We start from the raw sequence: 18,920 nt of genomic DNA on the forward strand, positions 1-18,920 counted from the left end.
CTCAGCCGTTCGAAACCGCGACCAGATGCTTCAGCCGCGCGGCGGCAGCGCCGCTGTCGAGCGACTGGGCACCGATCGCGACGCCTTCCTTGAGGTCCTTGGCGCGGCCGGCCACGATCAGCGCGGCGGCGGCGTTGAGCAGGGCGACGTCGCGATAGGCGCTCGGCTTGCCCTGCAGCACGCTGGAGAGCGCGATCGCGTTGGCATCGGCGTCACCGCCCTTCAGCGCCTCGCCGCCGACGCGGCCAAGGCCGGCATCCTCGGGCGTGACCTCTGATGTCGTGATCTCGCCGTTCTCGAGCGTCGCAACGAAGGTCGGGCCGGTGAGGGTGATCTCGTCGAGGCCATCGGAGCCGTGCACGACCCAGACCTTGTCGGAGCCGAGGTTCTTCAGCACCTGCGCCAGCGGCTGCACCCATTGCCGCGAGAACACGCCGACCATCTGCCGCTTGACGCCGGCGGGATTCGATAGCGGGCCGAGCAGGTTGAAGATGGTGCGGGTGGCGAGTTCGACCCGGGTCGGACCGACATTCTTCATCGCCGGATGATGCGCGGGCGCGAACATGAAGCCGATGCCGGCTTCCTTGACGCAGCGCCCGACCTGTTCGGGCGTCAAATCGAGCTTGACGCCGAGCGAGGCCAGCACGTCGGCGGCGCCCGAGCGCGACGACAATGCGCGGTTGCCGTGCTTCGCCACGGGCACGCCAGCGCCGGCCACGATGAAGGCCGCGCAGGTCGAGACGTTGACCGAGCCGGAGCCGTCGCCGCCGGTGCCGACGATGTCGACGGCCTCCGCCGGCGCCGTGACCGGCAGCATCTTGCCGCGCATCGCCGTGACGGCGCCGGTGATCTCCTCGACGGTCTCGCCGCGCACCCGCAGTGCCATCAATAGCCCGCCCATCTGCGAGGGCGTGGCTTCGCCCGACATCATGCTGTCGAAGGCGGACGCCGCCTCTTCACGCGTCAGCGTAGCGCCGGTGGCGACTTTTCCGATGATCGATTTCAGGTCGTCCATTCGCTGGCTCAGGGTCTGTTGTTGGAGCTTGATCGCCGCGCAGCGCGTCGTCGCGCTGTCCCGATCATGCTCAATTATTTGCGCCTGTCACCTGTGCGAAGGCTGCCTGGTTGATGGTCACACCGATATCGGACTCGATCTTCGTGACATATTGCGCGACCTGCTCGTCGCTCAGCGACCGCCGCAGCGCCTCGGTGAGCTGCTTGGCCGCGTCGGACGCGAAGTCGACCGGCGGCACCGTCACGTTGGTGACGCGGAAGACCACCCACTGGCTGCCGCCGGCGACGGAGGTCTCTCCGTCGCCGTCCTTGGCGGTCCGGAATGCCGCCGCAATCACGCCGGCCGGCACGGCAGGCAGCGAGGCCTCGCGGTTGAAATTCGCCGCGGTTTCGACCTTGACGCCGGCAGCGGCGGCTTCGTCGGCGAGCTTGGCGCCGCTGTCGAGCTTCTGGACGATCTCGGTCGCCTTGGCGCGCAGCTTGGTGGAGATCTGGTCTTCGCGCCACTTGGCCTCGACCTGATCGCGAACCTCGTCGAGGCTGCGCTCGCGCGACGGCGTGATGCCGAGCACGTCGTACCAGACATAGCCGCCGTTGAACTGGATCGGGTCGTTGTCGACGCCAACGTCGCTGTTGAAGGCCTGCGACACCACGTCGAGGCCGCGCGGGATGTTGGTCGCGACCTGGCCGTTCGGCAGCCGTCCGGAGCGATCGACCGCGTCGATGGTGACGGGCGTCAGCTTCAGCTTCTGCGCGGCTTCGACGACGCTGGCGCCGCCGCCGCGCTCGTCTTCCATCTTGTCGCGCAGGTCGGCGACCTTGGTGCGGGCGCGCTCAGAGGCGATCTCGTTCTTCACCTGCTGGGCGAGGCTCTCATAGCTCGGGGTCACGCCGGGCTCGACCTTGCCGACCTTGACCAGCGCGACGCCGAAGCGGCCCTGCACCGGCTGGCTGACTTCGCCGGCGGCCAGGGAGAAGGCGGCATCGGCGACGGCCGGATCGAGGATCGCCGACTTCGCGACCAGGCCGAGATTGACGTCGGCCAGATTGAGGTTGCGCTCCTTGGCGATGTCGTCGAACGACGTGCCCGACGCGATCCGCCCGCGCGCGGCCTGCGCCTCGCCGGCGTCCGGAAACACGATCTGCGAGACCTCGCGCTTCTCCGGCGTGCTGAGCCGGTCCTTGCGCTCCTCGAAGATCTTCCTGGCGTCCTCGTCCGACACCGTTTCCCACTTGCCGATTTCCTCGGGCGTGATGGCGACGAAGGAGATCTTGCGGTATTCGGGCGCGCGGAACTGGGCCTTGTGGTCCTCGAAATAGGCGGCGAGCGCCTCGGGCGAGGGCGGATCGATGGTTCCGGCCTGCGCTGCGCCGAGCGTGATATAGTCGATCGAACGCTGCTCGTTCTGGAACCGGGTCAGCGCCTCGACCAGCGATTTCGACGGCTCGATCCCGGACGAGATGGTGCCGGCGATCTGGCGCCTGAGGCCAACGCGGCGCTGCTCGGCGATGTAGCGACCTTCGGTATAGCCATAGTTGCGGATCACGGCCTGGAAGCGCTGCGGGTCGAACTGGTTGTTGAGGCCCTTGAAGTTCGGATCGTTGTAGATCGCGCGCAGCACCTCGGCGTCGGACACGTTGAGGCCCATGCGGCGCGCTTCCTCGTCCATTGCGGCTTCCGCAAGCGTCTGCTGCAGCACCTGGCGGTCGATGCCGAAGGCGCGCGCCTGGTCCGGCGTCAGCGGGCGGCCGAACTGACGGCCAAGCTGCTGCAGGCGGTCGGTATAGATCTGGCGGAACTGCTCGGCCGAAATCTCGGTCCCGCCCACCTTGGCGAAGGTCGACTGGCCAAACCCCTTGAAAATGTCGGCAATGCCCCAAATTCCGAAACTGACGATCAAAACGCCCATCACCACGGCCATAATCGTCTTGCCGAGCCAGTTTGATGAGGCTTTCCGCATTCCTCGAAGCATGGGTCCAACTTGTTTTACAGGAGGGGAACCGGGTCGTGCCCAATGGGGAGCCGAAAGTCGAGGCTTTTGTCCCGCAGCAGGGCGTCACCGGGTTGAAAACCCATCATAAAGTGGCCGAAGCGCCCCCGCAACCTTGGCCGCGCGGGCGGAAGCGTCGCACGGTGTGCGCGAAGCCGAGCTCTGGAAGTCGCCGCCCGGCTCTGGTAGCGCAGGGACACGCTTGAATGATGGGAAATCCGACATGACCGACGCCATCCGGCCGCTGATCGCCGGCAACTGGAAAATGAACGGCCTGAAATCCTCTTTTGCCGAGTTCGACGCGATGCTGGCGGGCGCCGGCGATGTCGCCGGGAAGGCTGATCTCCTGGTCTGTCCGCCCGCGACATTGGTCGGGGCGTTCGCTGACAAGGCGCGCGGCTCGAAGGTCGCGGTCGGCGCCCAGGATTGCCATCCCAAGGCATCGGGCGCCCACACCGGCGATCTCTCGGCGGAGATGTTCAAAGATCTCGGCGCGGTCGCGATCATCGTCGGCCATTCCGAGCGGCGCGCCGACCACGGCGAGACCGATGCCTTGATTCGGCAGAAGGCGGAGGCCGTGTGGCGCGCCGGGCTGACCGCGATCGTCTGCATCGGCGAGACACGCGAGCAGCGCGACGCCGGCAAGACGCTCGATGTCTGCGGCACCCAGCTTGCGGGCTCGCTGCCCGACGGCTCGACCGCGGCCAATCTGGTGGTGGCCTATGAGCCGGTCTGGGCGATCGGCACCGGCCTGACCCCGACCGCCAAGGATGTCGAGGAAGTTCACAGGTTTATCCGAGGTCAGCTCACCGATCGCTTCAAGGGCGAGGGAAACAGGATCAGGATCCTCTACGGCGGCTCGGTCAAGCCGTCGAACGCGGCCGAACTGATGGCCGTCGCCAATGTCAACGGCGCCCTGGTCGGCGGCGCCAGCCTGAAGGCGTCGGACTTTTTGGCGATCGCTGCGGGGTGTTAGGGCTGCCCCTTTCGCACCGAGCTCTCACACCGTCATCCTGAGGAGGCCGCAACGCGGCCGTCTCGAAGGATCGACGGCCCAGCTGGTGGCCGTCGCCCCCTCGAGACGCGCGGAGCCTGTCATCGGGCCGCGCTTTGCGCGGACCCGTTGGCGCTCCTCAGGGTGACGGGATTGGCAGTTTTGCGCAGACAGTTGCCATCGGCATCTCTGCTTGGCTACGGATTCAGGCCGCCGCCGCGCCGATCCGCTTCCAGTAGATCATCGTGCCGGTGAGGCCGCCATGCGGCTTCAGCGCGTAGTCCGGGATGATGCCGGTGAGCTGAAATCCCAGTCTTTCATAGAGTGGCGCAGCGCCATCCTCTGCGGCGGTGTCGAGCACCAGCAGCGTGCGGCCGTGCGCGATCGCAAGCTGCTCGGCCGTGCGCATCAATTCCGTCGCGACGCCGCGATGGCGATGGGCGACGCGTGTCATCATCTTTGCAATTTCCGCCCGATGCGGCTGGTTGGGCGGCAGGTTGAGCAGAAGCGTCACGGTGCCGATCAGATCATTGCCGGTGAATGCGCCGAGCACGATGCGCTCGCCGCGCGCGGCGGCGCCGAGCGAGTCCTGCCAGAATGCATCGGCGTCGTCCGGCGACAACGGATGCATGAAGCTCACCGAGCCGCCGCCGGCGACGGTCTCGACCAACAATTCGCTGAGCGCGCTGCGAATCCCGGGCGCATCCTCGAGCGGCTTGATGGCAAACTGCGGCATGCATCAGCTCCGGGCCAGGGCGACCACATAGGTGCAGGAGGCGTTGGTCTCGTTGGCGAATGTCGTCTCTGCCGGCGGGCCAAAACCGAGGCAATCGCCGGCGGCGAGCAAATGGCGCGCGCCGCCTTCGGTGATGACGAGGCTGCCGCTGAGCACCCAGACCAGTTGGCGGATATGCGCGTAGGAGGAGGCGGGCAGGGTCACGGTCTGCTTCGGCGGCAGCTCGACCCGCACCAGCTCGACCGGATGGTCGGGACGGCTGAACACCTGGCGGCGCAGATAGCCGGTTTCCGGATCACGCCAGGCCGGTTGCGCGGCGGCTCGCGACAGCCGTTCGCCCTGGCCTTCGGCGCGCAACATCAGGCCGGCCAGGGTGAGATCGAAAGCCGAGGCGAGGCGCACCAGCACGACCGCAGTGGGGCTGACCTCGGCGCGCTCGATCTTGCTGATCGTGGCCTTCGAGACGCCAGCGCGTTCGGCGAGGTCGGCCAGCGACCAGCCCCGGCCATCGCGCTCGAGCCTGATCCGCTGCGCCAGGCGCTGACTCAGATCGTCTACCAAAGTATCCATTTGTCTACTATAGTAGAAATTGCCGGTTCCCGGCAAGGCCCGGCCGGGCCGCCATCGGCGCCGCTTGTGATCGTCGACAGTGCGACTATCTCGGGGGTGACAATGCCCGGTGCAATCGTGTAACAGGGCGCGACTTCACGAAAACCGTAAAGCCGATAGCGCCGTTTGTCTGGCCGCTTGGCGGCTTGTGACGAAGGCTTGCGATGCAGACTGTCGTTATCATTGTCCACCTCATGATTGTCGCCGTCATGATCGGCGCCGTGCTGTTGCAGAAATCCGAAGGCGGTGGCCTTGGCATGGGTGGCGGCGCCGGCTTCATGTCGAGCCGCGGCACCGCCAATTTGCTGACGCGGACTACGGCGATCCTCGCGGTGGGCTTCTTCATCACCAGCCTGTTCCTGTCCTGGTACGCAGGCTACGACCGCAAGCCCAGCTCGATCGTCGGCACCGGCGCGCCGGCGCAGACGCAGCCGGCCGGCGGCACGCCGATGAACGCGCCGACCTCGGGCGGCATCCTCGATTCGCTGAAGAAGGCCGACGAGCAGCAGGGGCAGCAGGCCCCGAGCGGCCCGCAGGCGCCACGGTCGCAATAAAGCGGGGTGGCCATGCAGGATGCCCCGCTGGCATCCTGCATCAGAAACCCCCATCAATGCTCTGAAATCGCTTCCAGTTTGATGCAACCCACAGCCCGGCGAATTGTTTGCCGGGAACAGCCGATTCGTTTTGCGAATCGCCGGAGTCGGATTAAAGGTAAAGTCCCATGGCGCGGTACATATTCATCACCGGCGGCGTGGTCTCCTCGCTCGGCAAGGGTCTGGCTTCAGCGGCGCTCGGCGCTCTGCTGCAGGCCAGGGGCTACAAAGTCCGCCTTCGCAAGCTCGATCCCTATCTCAACCTCGATCCCGGAACGATGTCGCCGTATCAGCACGGCGAAGTGTTCGTGACCGACGACGGCGCCGAGACCGATCTCGATCTCGGCCATTACGAGCGCTTCACCGGTCGTCCGGCCACCAAGGCCGACAACATCACGACCGGGCGAATCTACCAGGACATCATCACCAAGGAGCGCCGCGGCGATTATCTCGGCGCCACTATCCAGGTGGTTCCGCACGTCACCAATGCGATCAAGGAATTCGTGCTGTCGGGTAACGACGAGTTCGATTTCGTGCTGGTCGAGATCGGCGGTACCGTCGGCGACATCGAGGGCCTGCCGTTCTTCGAGGCGATCCGCCAGCTCAAGAACGAGCTGCCGCGCGATCACGCGGTCTACATTCACCTGACGCTTCTGCCGTACATTCCAAGTGCCGGCGAACTCAAGACAAAGCCGACGCAGCACTCGGTGAAGGAGCTGCGCTCGATCGGCATCCAGCCGGACATCCTGCTGTGCCGCACCGACCGCGAGATTCCCAAGGAGGAGCGGCGCAAGCTCGGCCTGTTCTGCAACGTGCGCGAGAGCGCCGTGATCGAGGCGCGCGACGTCGACAACATTTACGCCGTGCCGGAGGCCTATCACGCCGCCGGCCTCGACGATGAGGTGCTGGCCGCATTCGGCATCACCGCGAAGATTCCGCCGGCGCTGCAGAGCTGGCACGTGATCAACGAACGCGTCCGCAATCCGGAAGGTGCTGTGACGATCGCCATCGTCGGCAAATACACCGGCATGAAGGACGCCTACAAATCGCTGATCGAGGCGCTGTCGCACGGTGGCATCGCCAACAAGGTGAAGGTCAATCTCGACTGGATCGAGAGCGAGGTGTTCGAGAACGAGGACCCGGCGCCGTTCCTCGAGCACGTCAACGGCATCCTGGTGCCCGGCGGCTTCGGCCAGCGCGGCGCCGAGGGCAAGATCCGCGCGGCGCAGTTCGCGCGCGAGCGTGACGTGCCGTATTTCGGCATCTGCTTCGGCATGCAGATGGCGGTGATCGAGGCGGCGCGCAATCTGGTCGGCATCGAGGACGCCAACTCGACCGAGTTCGGCCCGACCAAGGAGCCGCTGGTCGGCCTGATGACGGAATGGCTGCGCGGCAACGAGCTCGAGAAGCGCTCGCAGAGCGGCGATCTCGGCGGCACGATGCGGCTAGGGGCCTATCCCGCGGCGCTGAACCGCGGCAGCCGCGTCTCGCAGGTCTATGGCGGCGCGACCGAGATCTCCGAGCGGCACCGCCATCGCTACGAGGTCAACACCGCCTACAAGGACCGCCTCGAGCAGCACGGCCTGCGCTTCTCCGGCATGTCGCCCGACGGCGTACTGCCGGAGATCGTGGAGTACGAGGACCATCCCTGGTTCATCGGCGTCCAGTTCCATCCCGAGCTGAAATCGCGGCCCTTTGAACCGCATCCCCTCTTCGCGTCGTTCATCGAGGCGGCAGCGAAGCAGAGCCGGCTGGTTTAACTGAGCGGCCGTCAGCTGCGCCGTTACACGGCGCAGTCCTCGCTGGTCCGGCGTTCTTTCTTGATCGGTGAAACGTTTGCACCAGCCGCCGGCGTGCCGTCGCGCGTCATCAGCTTGTATTGCGGGCGTCGCGTCAGCCGGTAGACCGCGGCCGGCGGCACGTTGAGGATGGCGCGATCGACCAGCGTGGCGCGCAGACCGAGTCTGTCGAGGATCGGCCGCGGCACCGGACAGCGCATGCCGTAGGTGAATTGATAGAACGCGCCGCCGGGACGTAGATAGCTGAACGCGCCGCCGACGATCGAGATGACCTTGCGCGGCGACATGTTGAGCAGCGGCAGTCCGCTGACGACGGCGCCGACCGGCGCGCCATCGTAGAGCCGCTCCGAGGCGAGGCGCGCCGCGTCCATCCACAGCACCCGCGCACCGGGAAAGCGCAGCTGCAACAGCCGCATGAAATCCGAGCCGTATTCGATCAGCGTCAGATCCTGCTGGCGCACGCCGCGCTTCAACAGCTGATAGGTGAACGCGCCCGTGCCCGGTCCGAGCTCGAGCACCGGGCCGGTGTCGGCGCTGATGTCGCGCGTGATCAGTTCGGCGAGCGCGGCGCCCGACGGCGCGATGGCGCCGACGCGGCCGGGGGCCGCCATCCACGCCGTGAAGAAAGACAGCAGATCATGTGACATTGGGATTCCCAGCAAAGTGTCGCGGCGCTTCGACTCAGATGCGAAGCGTGACGCCTTGTTTGCGGGAGCTGCATTGCGACAACATTGCGCGAGAGCCCCATTCCGATTGAATCGGAACGGGGCTCTCGACTCTAGCTTTGACGCGCTTCCTTCACGCGAACCGGTGCCCATCCCGCATCGAGTGCGGGACAGGCTTCGCTCGAAAACGCTTTGGCAGTCACGACGCGAACGGCGCCGGCGGTAAGGTGAGGCGAAAGCACGCGCCGCCCTTCGGACCGTCGAGCACGGAGACGTGACCGCCGTGCAGCCTTGCGATCTCGCGCACCATGTTGAGGCCGAGGCCGGCGCCGCGGTCGAGCGGCGCGAGCCGATAGAACGGATCGAATATCCGGGTGCGCTGGTCCTGGGGAATGCCGTCGCCTTCATCCGATACGTCGATGGTCGCGGCGCTGCCGACATGGATGGTGATGGTGCCGCGGCGGCCGCCATGCTGGATGGCGTTCTGCACCAGATTGGTGAGCGCGCGCTCCAGCGCGGCGCGATCGCCCAAGATCTCGACGCGATCGGTTGCGGTATCGAGCGACAGCTCGTAGCCGGCCGCGATCGCGAGCGGCGCGAGGTCGGCCGCGACATTGCGGGCGACCGCGACGAGATCGACGCGGACGAACGGATTGCGGCACTGGTCGAAGCGCTGGATGTCGAGCAGTTGCTCGGCCAATGTCGCAAGCCGCGCCGAATCCTCGAGCAGGCGGGTTTTCTCCGGGCCTGGCGGCAGCGACTCCAGCCGCGTGTTGAGGATCGCGATCGGCGTGCGCAATTCATGCGCCGCGTCGGCGACGAAGCGCTGGTGCCGGGAATAGCCGTCGTCGAGCCGCTTCAGCGCATCGTTGATGGCGGTCACCAGCGGCGCCACCTCGAGCGGCAGATGGTCCGCCGACAGCCGGCTGCCGCGCTGGCGGAAATCGATCCGGCGCGCTTCGTCGGCGGTGGTATCGAGACCGGCGAAGGCGCGCTTCACCACCATCGGCGTCGCGATGAAGGTGGCGCATGCCATCAGGAAAAGGCCGGGCAGGGCAATGGCGAGGAATGCCAGCGTCGTGGCGAGCGCGGTCTTGACGCTCGACATTGGCCCTTGCGTCGCTGTGAGCACCTGCACGGGGCCGGCGTCGGAATTGACGCGCTTCAGCCGCGCCGGCGGCTTGCGCGGATCATCCTCGAACATCTGCCAGCCGAGCCGCGCCTGGCTGATCTGGTCGAGCGCGTCGCCGATCCTGGCGAATTCCGGCGGCACCGCGCCTTCCGTCAGCGAACGGCCTTGCCGGTCGCGCACCAGGAACCAGAGGTCCGGCGTGTCGTCACGAAGCTTTTGCAGTTCGGCCGTCGGGCGCAAAATCAACTCGCCCTTGCCGTCGCGTGCGACCGCGCCCTGCACGATGGAAATCACATGATCCTCATCGCGCGGAACGATCAGGAAGCCGGTGGCACACAACGCGCTGATCAGGCAAACGATCAGCATGGCAAGCAGCAGCGCCTGGAGCGTCACCAGCCGCCAGCTCAGTTGCGAGCGCAGGCAATAGTGCTCGGCCTGTTCGCTCATGACGTTTGCTTCAAGAGATAGCCGACGCCGCGGATGCTGTGGATCTCGACGCCGGCGTTGGCGTCCGCGAGTTTGCGGCGCAACCGCGAGACGTGCGCGTCGAGCGCGTTGGACTGGATCTCGTCCTCGAAATTGTAGACCGCTTCCTCCAGCGTCGCGCGCAGCACGGTGCGGCCCATGCGGCGCAGCAGCGTCTCCAGCACCAGCAGCTCGCGCCGCGGCAGCTCGAGCGGACGGCCGTCGACACTGGCCTCGCGATGGCCGCAATCGAACGCCACGCGGCCGGCCCTGATGATCTCGAGCTGCAGGCCGGCGGGGCGGCGCAGCACGGCGCGCAGCCGCGCCATCAGCTCCTCGACCGCGAACGGCTTGGCCAGATAGTCGTCGGCGCCGCTGTCGAGGCCGGTGATGCGGTCGGTGAGATCGCCGCGCGCGGTCAGCACGATGATCGGGACGCCGTCGGCCTTGGCGCGCAGCTTCGGGATCAGGGTGAGGCCGTCGCCGTCCGGAAGCTGGCGGTCGAGCAGGACCGCGCCATGCACGTCGGCGCAGATCGCTTCCTCGGCCTCGGCAAGGTTCGGCACGTGGTCGACCACCATGTCGTAGCCCTTCAGCGCCTGTGACAGCGCCGCCGCCATTTCGGCCTCATCCTCAACCAGCAGTATCCGCATGTCCTTGTGGGTCCAGCTCCTGAAGGCAGGTTTTAGGGCAAGTAACATTGCAACAACATTGCGGAAATGGCTGCCTGTCGCGAGCAGGGGTGCCATGTTGTCACCCCCTCAAGACAGTCCGGAAGGCGCTGGCTATAACCGCCCGCACACAAATCTGGGAGGACTGCCAATGATCTACGAGACCCGCGTCTATCGCTGCCTGCCGGGACGGCTGCCGGCGCTGCTCAAGCGCTTCGAGACCATCACGCTGAAGCTCTGGGACAAGCATGGCATCAGGCAGGCTGGCTTCTTCACGACGCTGGTCGGGGAATCCAACCAGGAGCTGACCTATCTGCTGGCCTGGGAATCGCTCGCCGAGCGCGAGAAGAAGTGGACCGCGTTCCAGACCGATCCGGAGTGGATCACCGCGCGCGCCAAGACCGAGGAGGACGGCCAGATCGTCCTCAACATCGTCAACCAGCTTCTGGTGCCGACGGCGTTTTCGTCGGTCAAATGACGCCCGCTGCGGCCATGTTCCCGTCATTGCGAGCGAAGCGAAGCAATCCATTCGTACTGCATATGCGGAGCGATGGATTGCTTCGCAATTTTGTCGCGAGCTCCTCGCAATGACGGGAAGGCATCTTTTCTCGGTCCCTTGGGGAGGGAAAGTTGTAGCGACGCTATTGCGGGCAGCCCGAGGTCTGATCGCCCTGGGTCACCATCGGCTTGCCGTTGATGAAGACGCCGTGGCTGCCGGAGGTCGTCTTGCCGCCGCAATGCGTGCGATCGCCCATGACCACCGCCGGCTTGCCGTTGATCAGGACGTTGGGCACGCCCTCGACGAGCGGGCCGCCATTGCTGGTGGTATCGCCGTTGCGCGCCGCCGGCTTGCCATTGACGGTGACGCCGGTGGCTCCGCTGGTGACGACCCCGGGCTGGGTGCTGGTCTGGCCATAGGCGAGGCCCGACATCGCCGACAGGGCGGCGACGGCTCCGATCATCAGCGGGATGCGCATGGCTTCCTCATGGGAATCTGTTCCGCGCCAGTTTATAGGCGCTGTTTGGGCGGGATTGTGTTAGCACGGCGCACCCACGGCGTCAGCGCAACCCCCTCATCGTGCGGGATGGCTTGATCCGTCCCGCGCGGGACTGCATGGTCGCCGGCAAAAGGATGCAGCATTTTGACCAATCAGGTTTCCGCGCAAGCCGCCGCGCCGATCGTTGCCGTCGGATCGGCCAAATTCGGCAATGCCTTGCCGATTTCGATCATCGCCGGTCCGTGCCAGCTCGAGAGCCGCGCGCATGCGCTTGAGGTGGCGTCCGCGCTGAAGGAGATCGCGGTCCGGCTCAAGGTCGGTCTGGTGTACAAGACCTCGTTCGACAAGGCGAACCGCACCAGCGCGACCGCGGCGCGCGGCATCGGATTGGCGCAGGCGCTGCCGATCTTCGCCGAGATCCGGTCTTCGCTCGGGCTGCCGGTGCTGACCGACGTGCATGAGGCGACCCAGTGCGCCGACGTGGCGCAGGCGGTCGACGTGCTGCAGATTCCGGCCTTCCTGTGCCGGCAGACCGATCTGTTGCTGGCCGCGGCCGCGACCGGCAAGGTCGTCAACGTCAAGAAGGGCCAGTTCCTGGCGCCGTGGGACATGGCCAATGTGGTCAGCAAGATCACCGGCGCCGGCAACGCCAATGTGCTGGTCACCGAGCGCGGCGCGTCGTTCGGCTACAACACGCTGGTCTCGGACATGCGCGCGCTGCCGATCTTGTCGCGCACCACCGGCGCGCCTGTCGTCTTCGACGCCACCCATTCGGTGCAGCAGCCGGGCGGCAAGGGTACGTCGTCGGGCGGCGAGCGTGAATTCGTGCCGGTGCTGGCGCGTGCCGCGGTCGCGGTCGGCGTCGCCGGCGTGTTCATCGAGACCCATCCCGATCCGGATCACGCTCCGTCGGACGGCCCCAACATGGTGCCGCTCCGTGACTTCGAGTCCCTCGTCAAGCGGCTGATGCAGTTCGACGCGCTGGCGAAGACGGCGGCCTGACCGGCGGACAACGACATGACCGCAACCAGCGGCATGCCGCCGGCCCTCAACGTGATCACGCTGGCGACCTTCGCGGCGAGCCTGTCGGTGCGCGCGCTGGATCCGGTGCTGCCGCATGTCGCTGAGGATTTCGGCGTCAGCATCGCGACCGCGGCGAGCTTTGCCGCGGTGTTCGCCTTCACCTTTGCCGCGGTGCAGCCGGCGATCGGCGCCGCCGCCGATTTGTTCGGCAAGGCGCGGCTGATGACGATCTGCCTCGGACTGCTCGGCGTTGCCAACATCCTCGGTGCGCTCTCGACCTCGTTTCCGATGCTGTTCGTGACCCGCATCCTCGCCGGCATCGGCTCGGGCGGCGTGTTTCCGGTGGCGCTGTCGCTGACCAGCGATCTGGTTGGCCCGGACAAGCGGCAGCTCGCGATCGGACGAACGCTGGCGGGCTCGATGACCGGCAATTTGCTCGGTGCGACGGCATCCGGCCTGATCGGCGACTTCCTCGGCTGGCGCGGCGTGCTCGCGGTGCTCGGCGGCCTCGTGATTATCGTCGCGCTGGCGGTTGCAGCCGGCTTCCGCGGCGCTGCGCTGAACCGTCCGCCGCGCACCAGCCTGAAGGCGCTGCGCCACGGCTATCGCACCATCTTCACCAATCCGAACGCCCGCATCTGCTATTCGGCAGTCTTCATCGAAGGCTGCTGCGTGCTCGGGCTGTTTCCCTTCATCGCCTCGTTCCTGTTCGAGCTCGGCGAGACCTCGCTGTCGATCGCCGGCATCGTGATCGCGGGCTTTGCGATCGGCGGATTGCTCTACACGCTGACGGTGTCGCGCCTGCTGCCGTGGATCGGGGTGAGGGGCATGATGGTCGTCGGCGCGACGCTGGTTGCGATTCAACTGGTCGGCGTCGCGTTCGGGCCGCACTGGAAGCTGCAGATGGCGGGCCTCCTGGTGATGGGCCTCGGCTTCTACATGATCCACGGCTGCCTGCAGGTGTTCGCCAGCGAGCTGTCGGTCGAGGCGCGCGCCACCGCGCTGTCGCTGCACTCGTTCTTCTTTTTCATGGGCCAGACCGTCGGCCCGATCGCCTATGGCTTCGGCCTGCAACACGTCGGCAAGACCGCGACGTTGGTGTCAGCTGCCGCCGTGATGGTCGTGCTCGGCTTTATCTGCGCGCGGTTTCTGCGGCAGACCAGGCCCGCCGATGCGCAGACAACCTAGGCGTCCACGGGCCCACCGGCGGTGGCAGACACAACATGCAGGGAAGCGGGGTGCAGCGTCAGGATGACGCATTCGCAGCAGCGTTCGGACGACCGCGCATGGCATGAGGATTGCTTATTTCTCGCCATTTGAGGTGAGAGCGTGGACGTCCAGACTGGCTGGCCTATTCGAGGGAATGCGGACGTCAGGACAACGGGATATGGCACCGAGCCTCCACTTCAGCGTTTTCTGGCCTCCTGCCACCAAGAATTCAAATCGGACAATTCCGGCGCGCTCGCCGACTACATTCCGGAGCTGAAACGGGCCAACCCGGCGCATTTCGGCATCAGCCTCGTCACCATCGATGGCCATGTCTACGAAGTCGGCGACAGCGCCGCTCCTTTCACCATCCAGTCCGTTTCGAAGGCGTTCGTGTTTGCGCTGGCCCTCGATCTCGTCGGCGAAGCGCGCGTCGCGTCGGCGATCGGCGTCGAGCCGAGCGGTGAGGCATTCAACTCGATCCGGCTGACCAACGACAACAAGCCGTTCAATCCGATGGTCAACGCCGGCGCGATTGCCTGCTCCGGGCTGATCCACGAGGTCGATGGCCGCGCCGCATTCGAGCGCATCCGGGACAAGCTCGGCCAGTTTGCCGGCCGCGAACTCGACGTCGACGACGCGGTCCATGCGTCGGAGACGGCGACCGGCAACCGCAATCGCGCGATCGCCTGGCTGCTGCGCAACTACCTCGTGCTACAGGACGGCGTCGATGCCGTGCTCGATATCTATTTCCGGCAATGCGCAATTCTCGTCACCGCGCGCGACCTCGCGGTGATGGCCGCAACGCTCGCCAATCGCGGCGTCAATCCGGTCACCGGCGTCCAGGTGGTGACGCCGCATGTCGTCGCGCGCACGCTGTCGGTGATGACGAGCTCGGGCATGTACGACTATGCCGGCGAGTGGATCTATCGCGTCGGAATGCCCGCCAAGAGTGGGGTCGGCGGCGGCATCGTCGCAGCGCTCCCGTCGCAATTGGGGCTCGGCACCTTTTCGCCGCTGCTCGATGGGCACTTCAACAGCGTGCGAGGCCTGAAGGTTTGCGAGGCGCTGTCGGCGCGATTTGATCTGCATATGCTCAACCGCAGCGGCGACGTCCGCACCTGCATCATCGCCGACTACGACATCTTCGGCATCACCTCCCGCCGCAGCCGCCAGCCGCACGAACAGCAGATCCTCGATGACCGCCACAGCGACACCCGCGTCATCGAGCTGGTGGGGGCGCTCAACTTCGCGTCGATCGACTACGTCACTCGCCGGCTGTCCAGCGAGCCGCCCGGCGCGCCGCTGCTGATCCTAGATTTCCACCGCGTGCCCGACATCACGGCAGCCGGCGCCCAGCTGCTGGCTGAGAAAATCGCCACGCTCGGAAATTCCGGTGTCACCACGATCATCTCCGGTGTCGAGACGACGTCGCCGGTCTGGGCCACGATCCGCGCGCAGATCGAAGAGCCGAAGCGGTTGCGGCATTTTCCGCTGCTCGACGACGCCGTTGAATGGGCCGAGGATCAACTGATCTACCGCTATGGCGGCTTCACCGAGACCAAGGAGACCGCCCATCTCGGCGAGCAGGCGCTGTTGGCCGATCTCGCGCCCGAGGAGATCGCCGCGCTCGCCGAACTCTCGACGCCGCGCCGCTACGACGCCGGCCAGCGCATCGTCGTGGCCGGCGAGCCGGCCAATTCGTTGTTCTTCCTGCAAAGCGGGATGGTGAGCGTGAAGCTGCCGAGCGGCGTGCGGCTTGCCTCGCTCGGGCCGGGCATGGAGTTCGGCGAGATGGCGATCATCGAGAGCCACCGCAGCGCCGACGTCTGGGCGGACACCCCGGTCAAATGCCTCGAGCTACCGATCGACAGCTTTGCCGACTATCGTCAGCTCCACCCGCAGATTTCGATGAAGATCATGCGCAATCTTTCCGCACTGCTGGCGCGCCGCCTGATCCTCGCCAATGCCAAGGTCGATCTGCTGAGCGCCTATTGAGACGCCGGATCAGCCCCGGCCTCGATAGGGCGCGACGCCCTGATCGGGAACCCAGACGCCCTTCGGCAGCCGGCCGGTCTGGAAGAACACGTCGATCGGGATGCCGCCGCGCGGATACCAGTAACCGCCGATCCGCAGCCATTTCGGCTTGATTTCCCCGACGATACGCTTCCCGATCATGACGGTGCAATCCTCGTGGAAGGCGCCGTGATTGCGGAAGCTTGCCGCATAGAGTTTCAGCGACTTAGATTCCAGGAGCCACCGGCCCGGCACAAAGTCGAGCACCAGATGGGCGAAGTCCGGCTGGCCGGTGATCGGGCAGACCGAGGTGAATTCCGGGATAGCGAAGCGCACCAGATAATCCGTGCCGGCCTGCGGATTGGGGACGCGGTCGAGCACCGCCTTGTCCGGGCTATCCGGCCACGCGACGGCACGGCCGAGTTGCAGGGTTTTCTTCGCCATGGGCCTCATCCTTGTGGGAGCGGCCGAAATGAACGGAAGCGGGCGGTTCGTCAACCGTCCGCGTGCGGGGGCAGGGTGCTACGCGGGCGCGGCAGTTTGGATCAGGACCAAGCGGTCTTGGCCGGATTCACAGCCCCAGACCTCGCCGGGCCGGCCATCGAGTTGCCGGACATTCGCGCCGGCGCGGTCGCTCGGAAAGGCGTTGAAGGTCGCGCCCACCGGATCGAAGCGCATGATCGCGTTGGCCGAGAAATCGGTGAGCCAGACCTTGTCCTTGTCGTCGACATAGACGGCATAGGTCCGTGGATTGCTGCCGGGCAGCTTCCAGGCCCTCCACGTCCCGTCGGCGGGATCGTGCACCGACACGTTGCCGCTGTTCCATTCGCTGACCCAGATCCGCCCCCGCGAATCCGACCACACCCGTCGCGCGCCCTGTTTCGGCGTCGGCGGCTGGACCACGCTGGCGTTGCCGGTCGCAAGGTCAATCCGTGCGATATAGCTGCCGGCAAGCGAGGCGTACCAGATGTCGCCGTTTGGGGTCACGGTGATGCCGTAGGGGCCGACGCCGCGCGGTGCCTCGAACACCTTCATCTCACCGGATTTCGGATCGAGCCGGCCGTAGAAGCCGGACTGGCCGGTGAACCAGTAGACGCCGCGCTTGTCGAACACGCCGGTATTGAGATTGGCGTCAGCGGCTTTCTCAGGCAGGCGGAACAGCGTCACCTTGTGGTCGCCGGGGTCGACGCGGGCGATCGCATTCTGCCCGCCCTCGGTTACCCATGGCGCGCCGTCGGGGCCGATCGTGACGCCGTGGGGGGCCGCACCCTTGCCGAGGCTGACCAGCTTGAACGCACTGTCGCGCGGATTGAGCCGGCCCAGCGCACCGCTGCGCTGGCCCGTGAACCAGACGGTGCCATCGGGCGCCGGCGTGACATCGTGCAGGCCGGTCCCGGCGTCGACGTTGAAATATTTCACCCGGAACGGCGTCTGGGCATCCTGCGCCTGCGCTCTCGTGGTCAAAATCGCGGCAGTGGTGGAGGCGAGAAACTGGCGACGGTTCATTGCGTTATCCCGGCTTCGTGAAACAATGGGCCAGCACGCGAAGGTAATCCCCGACAGCATAAACCCACCACATTGCACCGTCAGACGGGCCGGGCGGGCGGGCCGTTCACATTTGCTTGCGCGCCGTGTATGACGCGGCGCATCAGCCAACCCCATATCGAGAAAGAGCACGTCATGACTGACATCGTCGACATCATCGGCCGCGAAATCCTTGATAGCCGCGGCAACCCCACGGTCGAGGTCGATGTGGTGCTGGAGGATGGGTCAATCGGTCGCGCGGCGGTGCCGTCGGGCGCCTCCACCGGCGCGCATGAGGCGGTGGAACTGCGCGACGGCAACAAGGCGCGCTATCTCGGCAAGGGCGTCGAGAAGGCGGTCGCCGCCATCAACGGTGAGATCTTCGAGGCGCTCAGCGACCAGGCGGTCGAGGAGCAGGTCGCGATCGACCAGATCATGATCGAGCTCGACGGCACGCCGAACAAGAGCCGGCTCGGGGCCAACGCCATCCTCGGCGTCTCGCTGGCCTGCGCCAAGGCCGCCGCCGAATCCTTCGATATGCCGCTGTATCGTTATGTCGGCGGCACCTCGGCGCGGACGCTGCCGGTGCCGATGATGAACATCATCAATGGCGGCGTGCATGCCGACAACCCGATCGACTTCCAGGAGTTCATGATCCTGCCGGTCGGCGCCACGTCGTTCGCCGAGGCGCTACGTTGCGGTTCGGAAATTTTCCACACGCTGCGCGGCGAACTGAAGAAGGCCGGCCACAACACCAATGTCGGCGACGAGGGCGGCTTCGCGCCGAACCTGCCGTCGGCCGACGCCGCGCTCGAGTTCGTGATGAATGCGATCGGCAAGGCCGGCTACAAGGCGGGCGACGACGTCGTGCTCGGCCTCGACTGCGCCTCGACCGAATTCTTCAAGGAAGGCTCCTACGTCTATGGCGGCGAGAACAAGACCCGCTCGCGCTCCGAGCAGGTGAAGTATCTCGCCGATCTCGTCGGCCGCTATCCGATCGTCACCATCGAGGACGGCATGTCGGAGGACGACATGGACGGCTGGAAGGAACTGACGGATGCGATCGGCAAGAAGTGTCAGCTGGTCGGTGACGATCTATTCGTCACCAACGTCACCCGGCTTGCCGACGGCATCAAGAACGGCCGCGCCAATTCGATCCTGGTCAAGGTCAACCAGATCGGCACGCTGACCGAGACGCTTGCGGCGATCGAGATGGCCTACAAGGCCGGCTACACCGCCGTGATGTCGCATCGCTCCGGCGAGACCGAGGACTCCACGATCGCCGATCTTGCGGTCGCCACCAATTGCGGGCAGATCAAGACCGGCTCGCTGGCGCGCTCCGACCGTACCGCCAAGTACAACCAGCTGCTGCGCATCGAGCAACAGCTCGGCACCCAGGCGAAATACGCGGGCAGGGCGGCCTTGAAGGCGCTGGCGTAGCGCCCCAGCTTGAACGGGATCCAACAAAACGCAAAGGGAGGTCG

The 18,920-nt window shown here is 66.1% G+C and carries 18 protein-coding genes; 8 read left to right on the forward strand and 10 right to left on the reverse strand.

Annotated features, from left to right (window positions below):
* Position 1: 1 nt before the first annotated feature.
* Together trpD and J2R80_RS27745 are read right to left on the reverse strand one after the other, a co-directional pair.
* The gene (gene trpD / locus J2R80_RS27740) at positions 2–1,015 is read right to left on the reverse strand and encodes an anthranilate phosphoribosyltransferase (RefSeq protein ID WP_057016518.1); all 1,014 of its coding nucleotides are present in this window, start codon (positions 1,013–1,015) and stop codon (positions 2–4) included.
* 70 nt (positions 1,016–1,085) lie between these two features.
* On the reverse strand, positions 1,086–2,987 hold the full coding sequence (locus J2R80_RS27745) for a peptidylprolyl isomerase (RefSeq protein WP_168855869.1): 1,902 nt from the start codon (positions 2,985–2,987) through the stop codon (positions 1,086–1,088).
* A 241-nt stretch (positions 2,988–3,228) separates the two neighbouring features.
* Between J2R80_RS27745 and tpiA the strand changes: the two genes are divergently transcribed.
* The gene (tpiA, locus tag J2R80_RS27750; protein ID WP_168855868.1) at positions 3,229–3,981 is read left to right on the forward strand and encodes a triose-phosphate isomerase; all 753 of its coding nucleotides are present in this window, start codon (positions 3,229–3,231) and stop codon (positions 3,979–3,981) included.
* Between the two features lie 223 nt (positions 3,982–4,204).
* Here the strand turns inward: tpiA and J2R80_RS27755 are convergent, their stop codons facing one another.
* A complete protein-coding gene (locus J2R80_RS27755; protein ID WP_168855867.1) occupies positions 4,205–4,735 on the reverse strand; it encodes an N-acetyltransferase in 531 nt (176 codons plus the stop codon).
* Positions 4,736–4,738: 3 nt separating this feature from the next.
* Positions 4,739–5,305, reverse strand: coding sequence for an XRE family transcriptional regulator (locus J2R80_RS27760; protein WP_253639774.1), 567 nt, complete (start codon positions 5,303–5,305; stop codon positions 4,739–4,741).
* Between the two features lie 203 nt (positions 5,306–5,508).
* Between J2R80_RS27760 and secG the strand changes: the two genes are divergently transcribed.
* Positions 5,509–5,898 carry a preprotein translocase subunit SecG gene (secG, locus tag J2R80_RS27765; protein ID WP_028334048.1) on the forward strand — a complete coding sequence of 130 codons (390 nt, stop codon included), beginning with the start codon at positions 5,509–5,511 and terminating at the stop codon, positions 5,896–5,898.
* A gap of 167 nt (positions 5,899–6,065) precedes the next feature.
* Positions 6,066–7,697, forward strand: a complete 1,632-nt coding sequence (locus J2R80_RS27770; protein ID WP_057016524.1) for a CTP synthase — start codon at positions 6,066–6,068, stop codon at positions 7,695–7,697.
* Positions 7,698–7,720: 23 nt separating this feature from the next.
* On the opposite strand, the gene J2R80_RS27775 is transcribed toward J2R80_RS27770, so the two are convergent.
* From J2R80_RS27775 to J2R80_RS27785, 3 genes are all read right to left on the reverse strand, one after another.
* Positions 7,721–8,383: a class I SAM-dependent methyltransferase gene (locus J2R80_RS27775; RefSeq protein ID WP_057016525.1), complete on the reverse strand. Its 663-nt coding sequence runs from the start codon at positions 8,381–8,383 to the stop codon at positions 7,721–7,723.
* 217 nt (positions 8,384–8,600) lie between these two features.
* A complete protein-coding gene (locus J2R80_RS27780) occupies positions 8,601–9,980 on the reverse strand; it encodes a HAMP domain-containing sensor histidine kinase (protein WP_141342679.1) in 1,380 nt (459 codons plus the stop codon).
* Entirely contained in the window at positions 9,977–10,651 is a 675-nt protein-coding gene (locus J2R80_RS27785) for a response regulator transcription factor (RefSeq protein WP_141342680.1), read from the reverse strand. Before J2R80_RS27785 ends, J2R80_RS27780 begins: the two co-directional genes overlap by 4 nt.
* A 169-nt stretch (positions 10,652–10,820) precedes the next feature.
* On the opposite strand from J2R80_RS27785, the gene J2R80_RS27790 reads away from it, so the two are divergent.
* On the forward strand, positions 10,821–11,147 hold the full coding sequence (locus J2R80_RS27790) for an NIPSNAP family protein (RefSeq protein ID WP_018271819.1): 327 nt from the start codon (positions 10,821–10,823) through the stop codon (positions 11,145–11,147).
* Between the two features lie 163 nt (positions 11,148–11,310).
* On the opposite strand, the gene J2R80_RS27795 is transcribed toward J2R80_RS27790, so the two are convergent.
* Positions 11,311–11,646, reverse strand: coding sequence for a PAAR domain-containing protein (locus tag J2R80_RS27795; protein WP_168855865.1), 336 nt, complete (start codon positions 11,644–11,646; stop codon positions 11,311–11,313).
* Positions 11,647–11,811: 165 nt separating this feature from the next.
* Between J2R80_RS27795 and kdsA the strand changes: the two genes are divergently transcribed.
* The 3 genes from kdsA to glsA all read left to right on the forward strand — a co-directional run bounded on the left by kdsA (position 11,812) and on the right by glsA (position 15,894).
* Positions 11,812–12,669 (forward strand): 3-deoxy-8-phosphooctulonate synthase, encoded by an 858-nt coding sequence (kdsA, locus tag J2R80_RS27800; RefSeq protein WP_057016530.1) that lies wholly within the window; start codon positions 11,812–11,814, stop codon positions 12,667–12,669.
* Positions 12,670–12,684: 15 nt separating this feature from the next.
* Positions 12,685–13,878, forward strand: coding sequence for an MFS transporter (locus J2R80_RS27805; RefSeq protein WP_253623842.1), 1,194 nt, complete (start codon positions 12,685–12,687; stop codon positions 13,876–13,878).
* Between the two features lie 165 nt (positions 13,879–14,043).
* The gene (glsA, locus tag J2R80_RS27810; RefSeq protein ID WP_057016594.1) at positions 14,044–15,894 is read left to right on the forward strand and encodes a glutaminase A; all 1,851 of its coding nucleotides are present in this window, start codon (positions 14,044–14,046) and stop codon (positions 15,892–15,894) included.
* A gap of 9 nt (positions 15,895–15,903) precedes the next feature.
* Here glsA and queF read toward each other — a convergent pair whose 3' ends face one another.
* On the reverse strand, positions 15,904–16,365 hold the full coding sequence (gene queF, locus J2R80_RS27815; protein WP_141342685.1) for a preQ(1) synthase: 462 nt from the start codon (positions 16,363–16,365) through the stop codon (positions 15,904–15,906).
* Positions 16,366–16,434: 69 nt separating this feature from the next.
* Complete coding sequence (locus tag J2R80_RS27820; protein ID WP_028339706.1) at positions 16,435–17,418, reverse strand: lyase; 984 nt, start codon at positions 17,416–17,418, stop codon at positions 16,435–16,437.
* A gap of 174 nt (positions 17,419–17,592) precedes the next feature.
* Between J2R80_RS27820 and eno the strand changes: the two genes are divergently transcribed.
* Positions 17,593–18,876: a phosphopyruvate hydratase gene (eno, locus tag J2R80_RS27825; protein ID WP_057016595.1), complete on the forward strand. Its 1,284-nt coding sequence runs from the start codon at positions 17,593–17,595 to the stop codon at positions 18,874–18,876.
* The last annotated feature ends 44 nt before the right edge of the window (positions 18,877–18,920 follow it).

The organism is Bradyrhizobium sp. USDA 4541, from assembly GCF_024171085.1.
In the GTDB taxonomy this organism is placed as follows: Bacteria; Pseudomonadota; Alphaproteobacteria; order Rhizobiales; family Xanthobacteraceae; genus Bradyrhizobium; species Bradyrhizobium australafricanum.

Bases quoted from the DNA above. Each gene is read 5' to 3' on its own strand.
- J2R80_RS27820 (WP_028339706.1), bottom strand. From the start codon at position 17,418: ATGAACCGTCGCCAGTTTCTCGCCTCCACCACTGCCGCGATTTTGACC.
- J2R80_RS27755 (WP_168855867.1), bottom strand. From the start codon at position 4,735: ATGCCGCAGTTTGCCATCAAGCCGCTCGAGGATGCGCCCGGGATTCGC.
- J2R80_RS27785 (WP_141342680.1), bottom strand. From the start codon at position 10,651: ATGCGGATACTGCTGGTTGAGGATGAGGCCGAAATGGCGGCGGCGCTG.
- J2R80_RS27775 (WP_057016525.1), bottom strand. From the start codon at position 8,383: ATGTCACATGATCTGCTGTCTTTCTTCACGGCGTGGATGGCGGCCCCC.
- J2R80_RS27760 (WP_253639774.1), bottom strand. From the start codon at position 5,305: ATGGATACTTTGGTAGACGATCTGAGTCAGCGCCTGGCGCAGCGGATC.
- secG (WP_028334048.1), top strand. From the start codon at position 5,509: ATGCAGACTGTCGTTATCATTGTCCACCTCATGATTGTCGCCGTCATG.
- J2R80_RS27770 (WP_057016524.1), top strand. From the start codon at position 6,066: ATGGCGCGGTACATATTCATCACCGGCGGCGTGGTCTCCTCGCTCGGC.
- J2R80_RS27795 (WP_168855865.1), bottom strand. From the start codon at position 11,646: ATGCGCATCCCGCTGATGATCGGAGCCGTCGCCGCCCTGTCGGCGATG.
- eno (WP_057016595.1), top strand. From the start codon at position 17,593: ATGACTGACATCGTCGACATCATCGGCCGCGAAATCCTTGATAGCCGC.
- J2R80_RS27790 (WP_018271819.1), top strand. From the start codon at position 10,821: ATGATCTACGAGACCCGCGTCTATCGCTGCCTGCCGGGACGGCTGCCG.
- J2R80_RS27745 (WP_168855869.1), bottom strand. From the start codon at position 2,987: ATGCTTCGAGGAATGCGGAAAGCCTCATCAAACTGGCTCGGCAAGACG.
- J2R80_RS27780 (WP_141342679.1), bottom strand. From the start codon at position 9,980: ATGAGCGAACAGGCCGAGCACTATTGCCTGCGCTCGCAACTGAGCTGG.
- tpiA (WP_168855868.1), top strand. From the start codon at position 3,229: ATGACCGACGCCATCCGGCCGCTGATCGCCGGCAACTGGAAAATGAAC.
- trpD (WP_057016518.1), bottom strand. From the start codon at position 1,015: ATGGACGACCTGAAATCGATCATCGGAAAAGTCGCCACCGGCGCTACG.
- queF (WP_141342685.1), bottom strand. From the start codon at position 16,365: ATGAGGCCCATGGCGAAGAAAACCCTGCAACTCGGCCGTGCCGTCGCG.
- J2R80_RS27805 (WP_253623842.1), top strand. From the start codon at position 12,685: ATGACCGCAACCAGCGGCATGCCGCCGGCCCTCAACGTGATCACGCTG.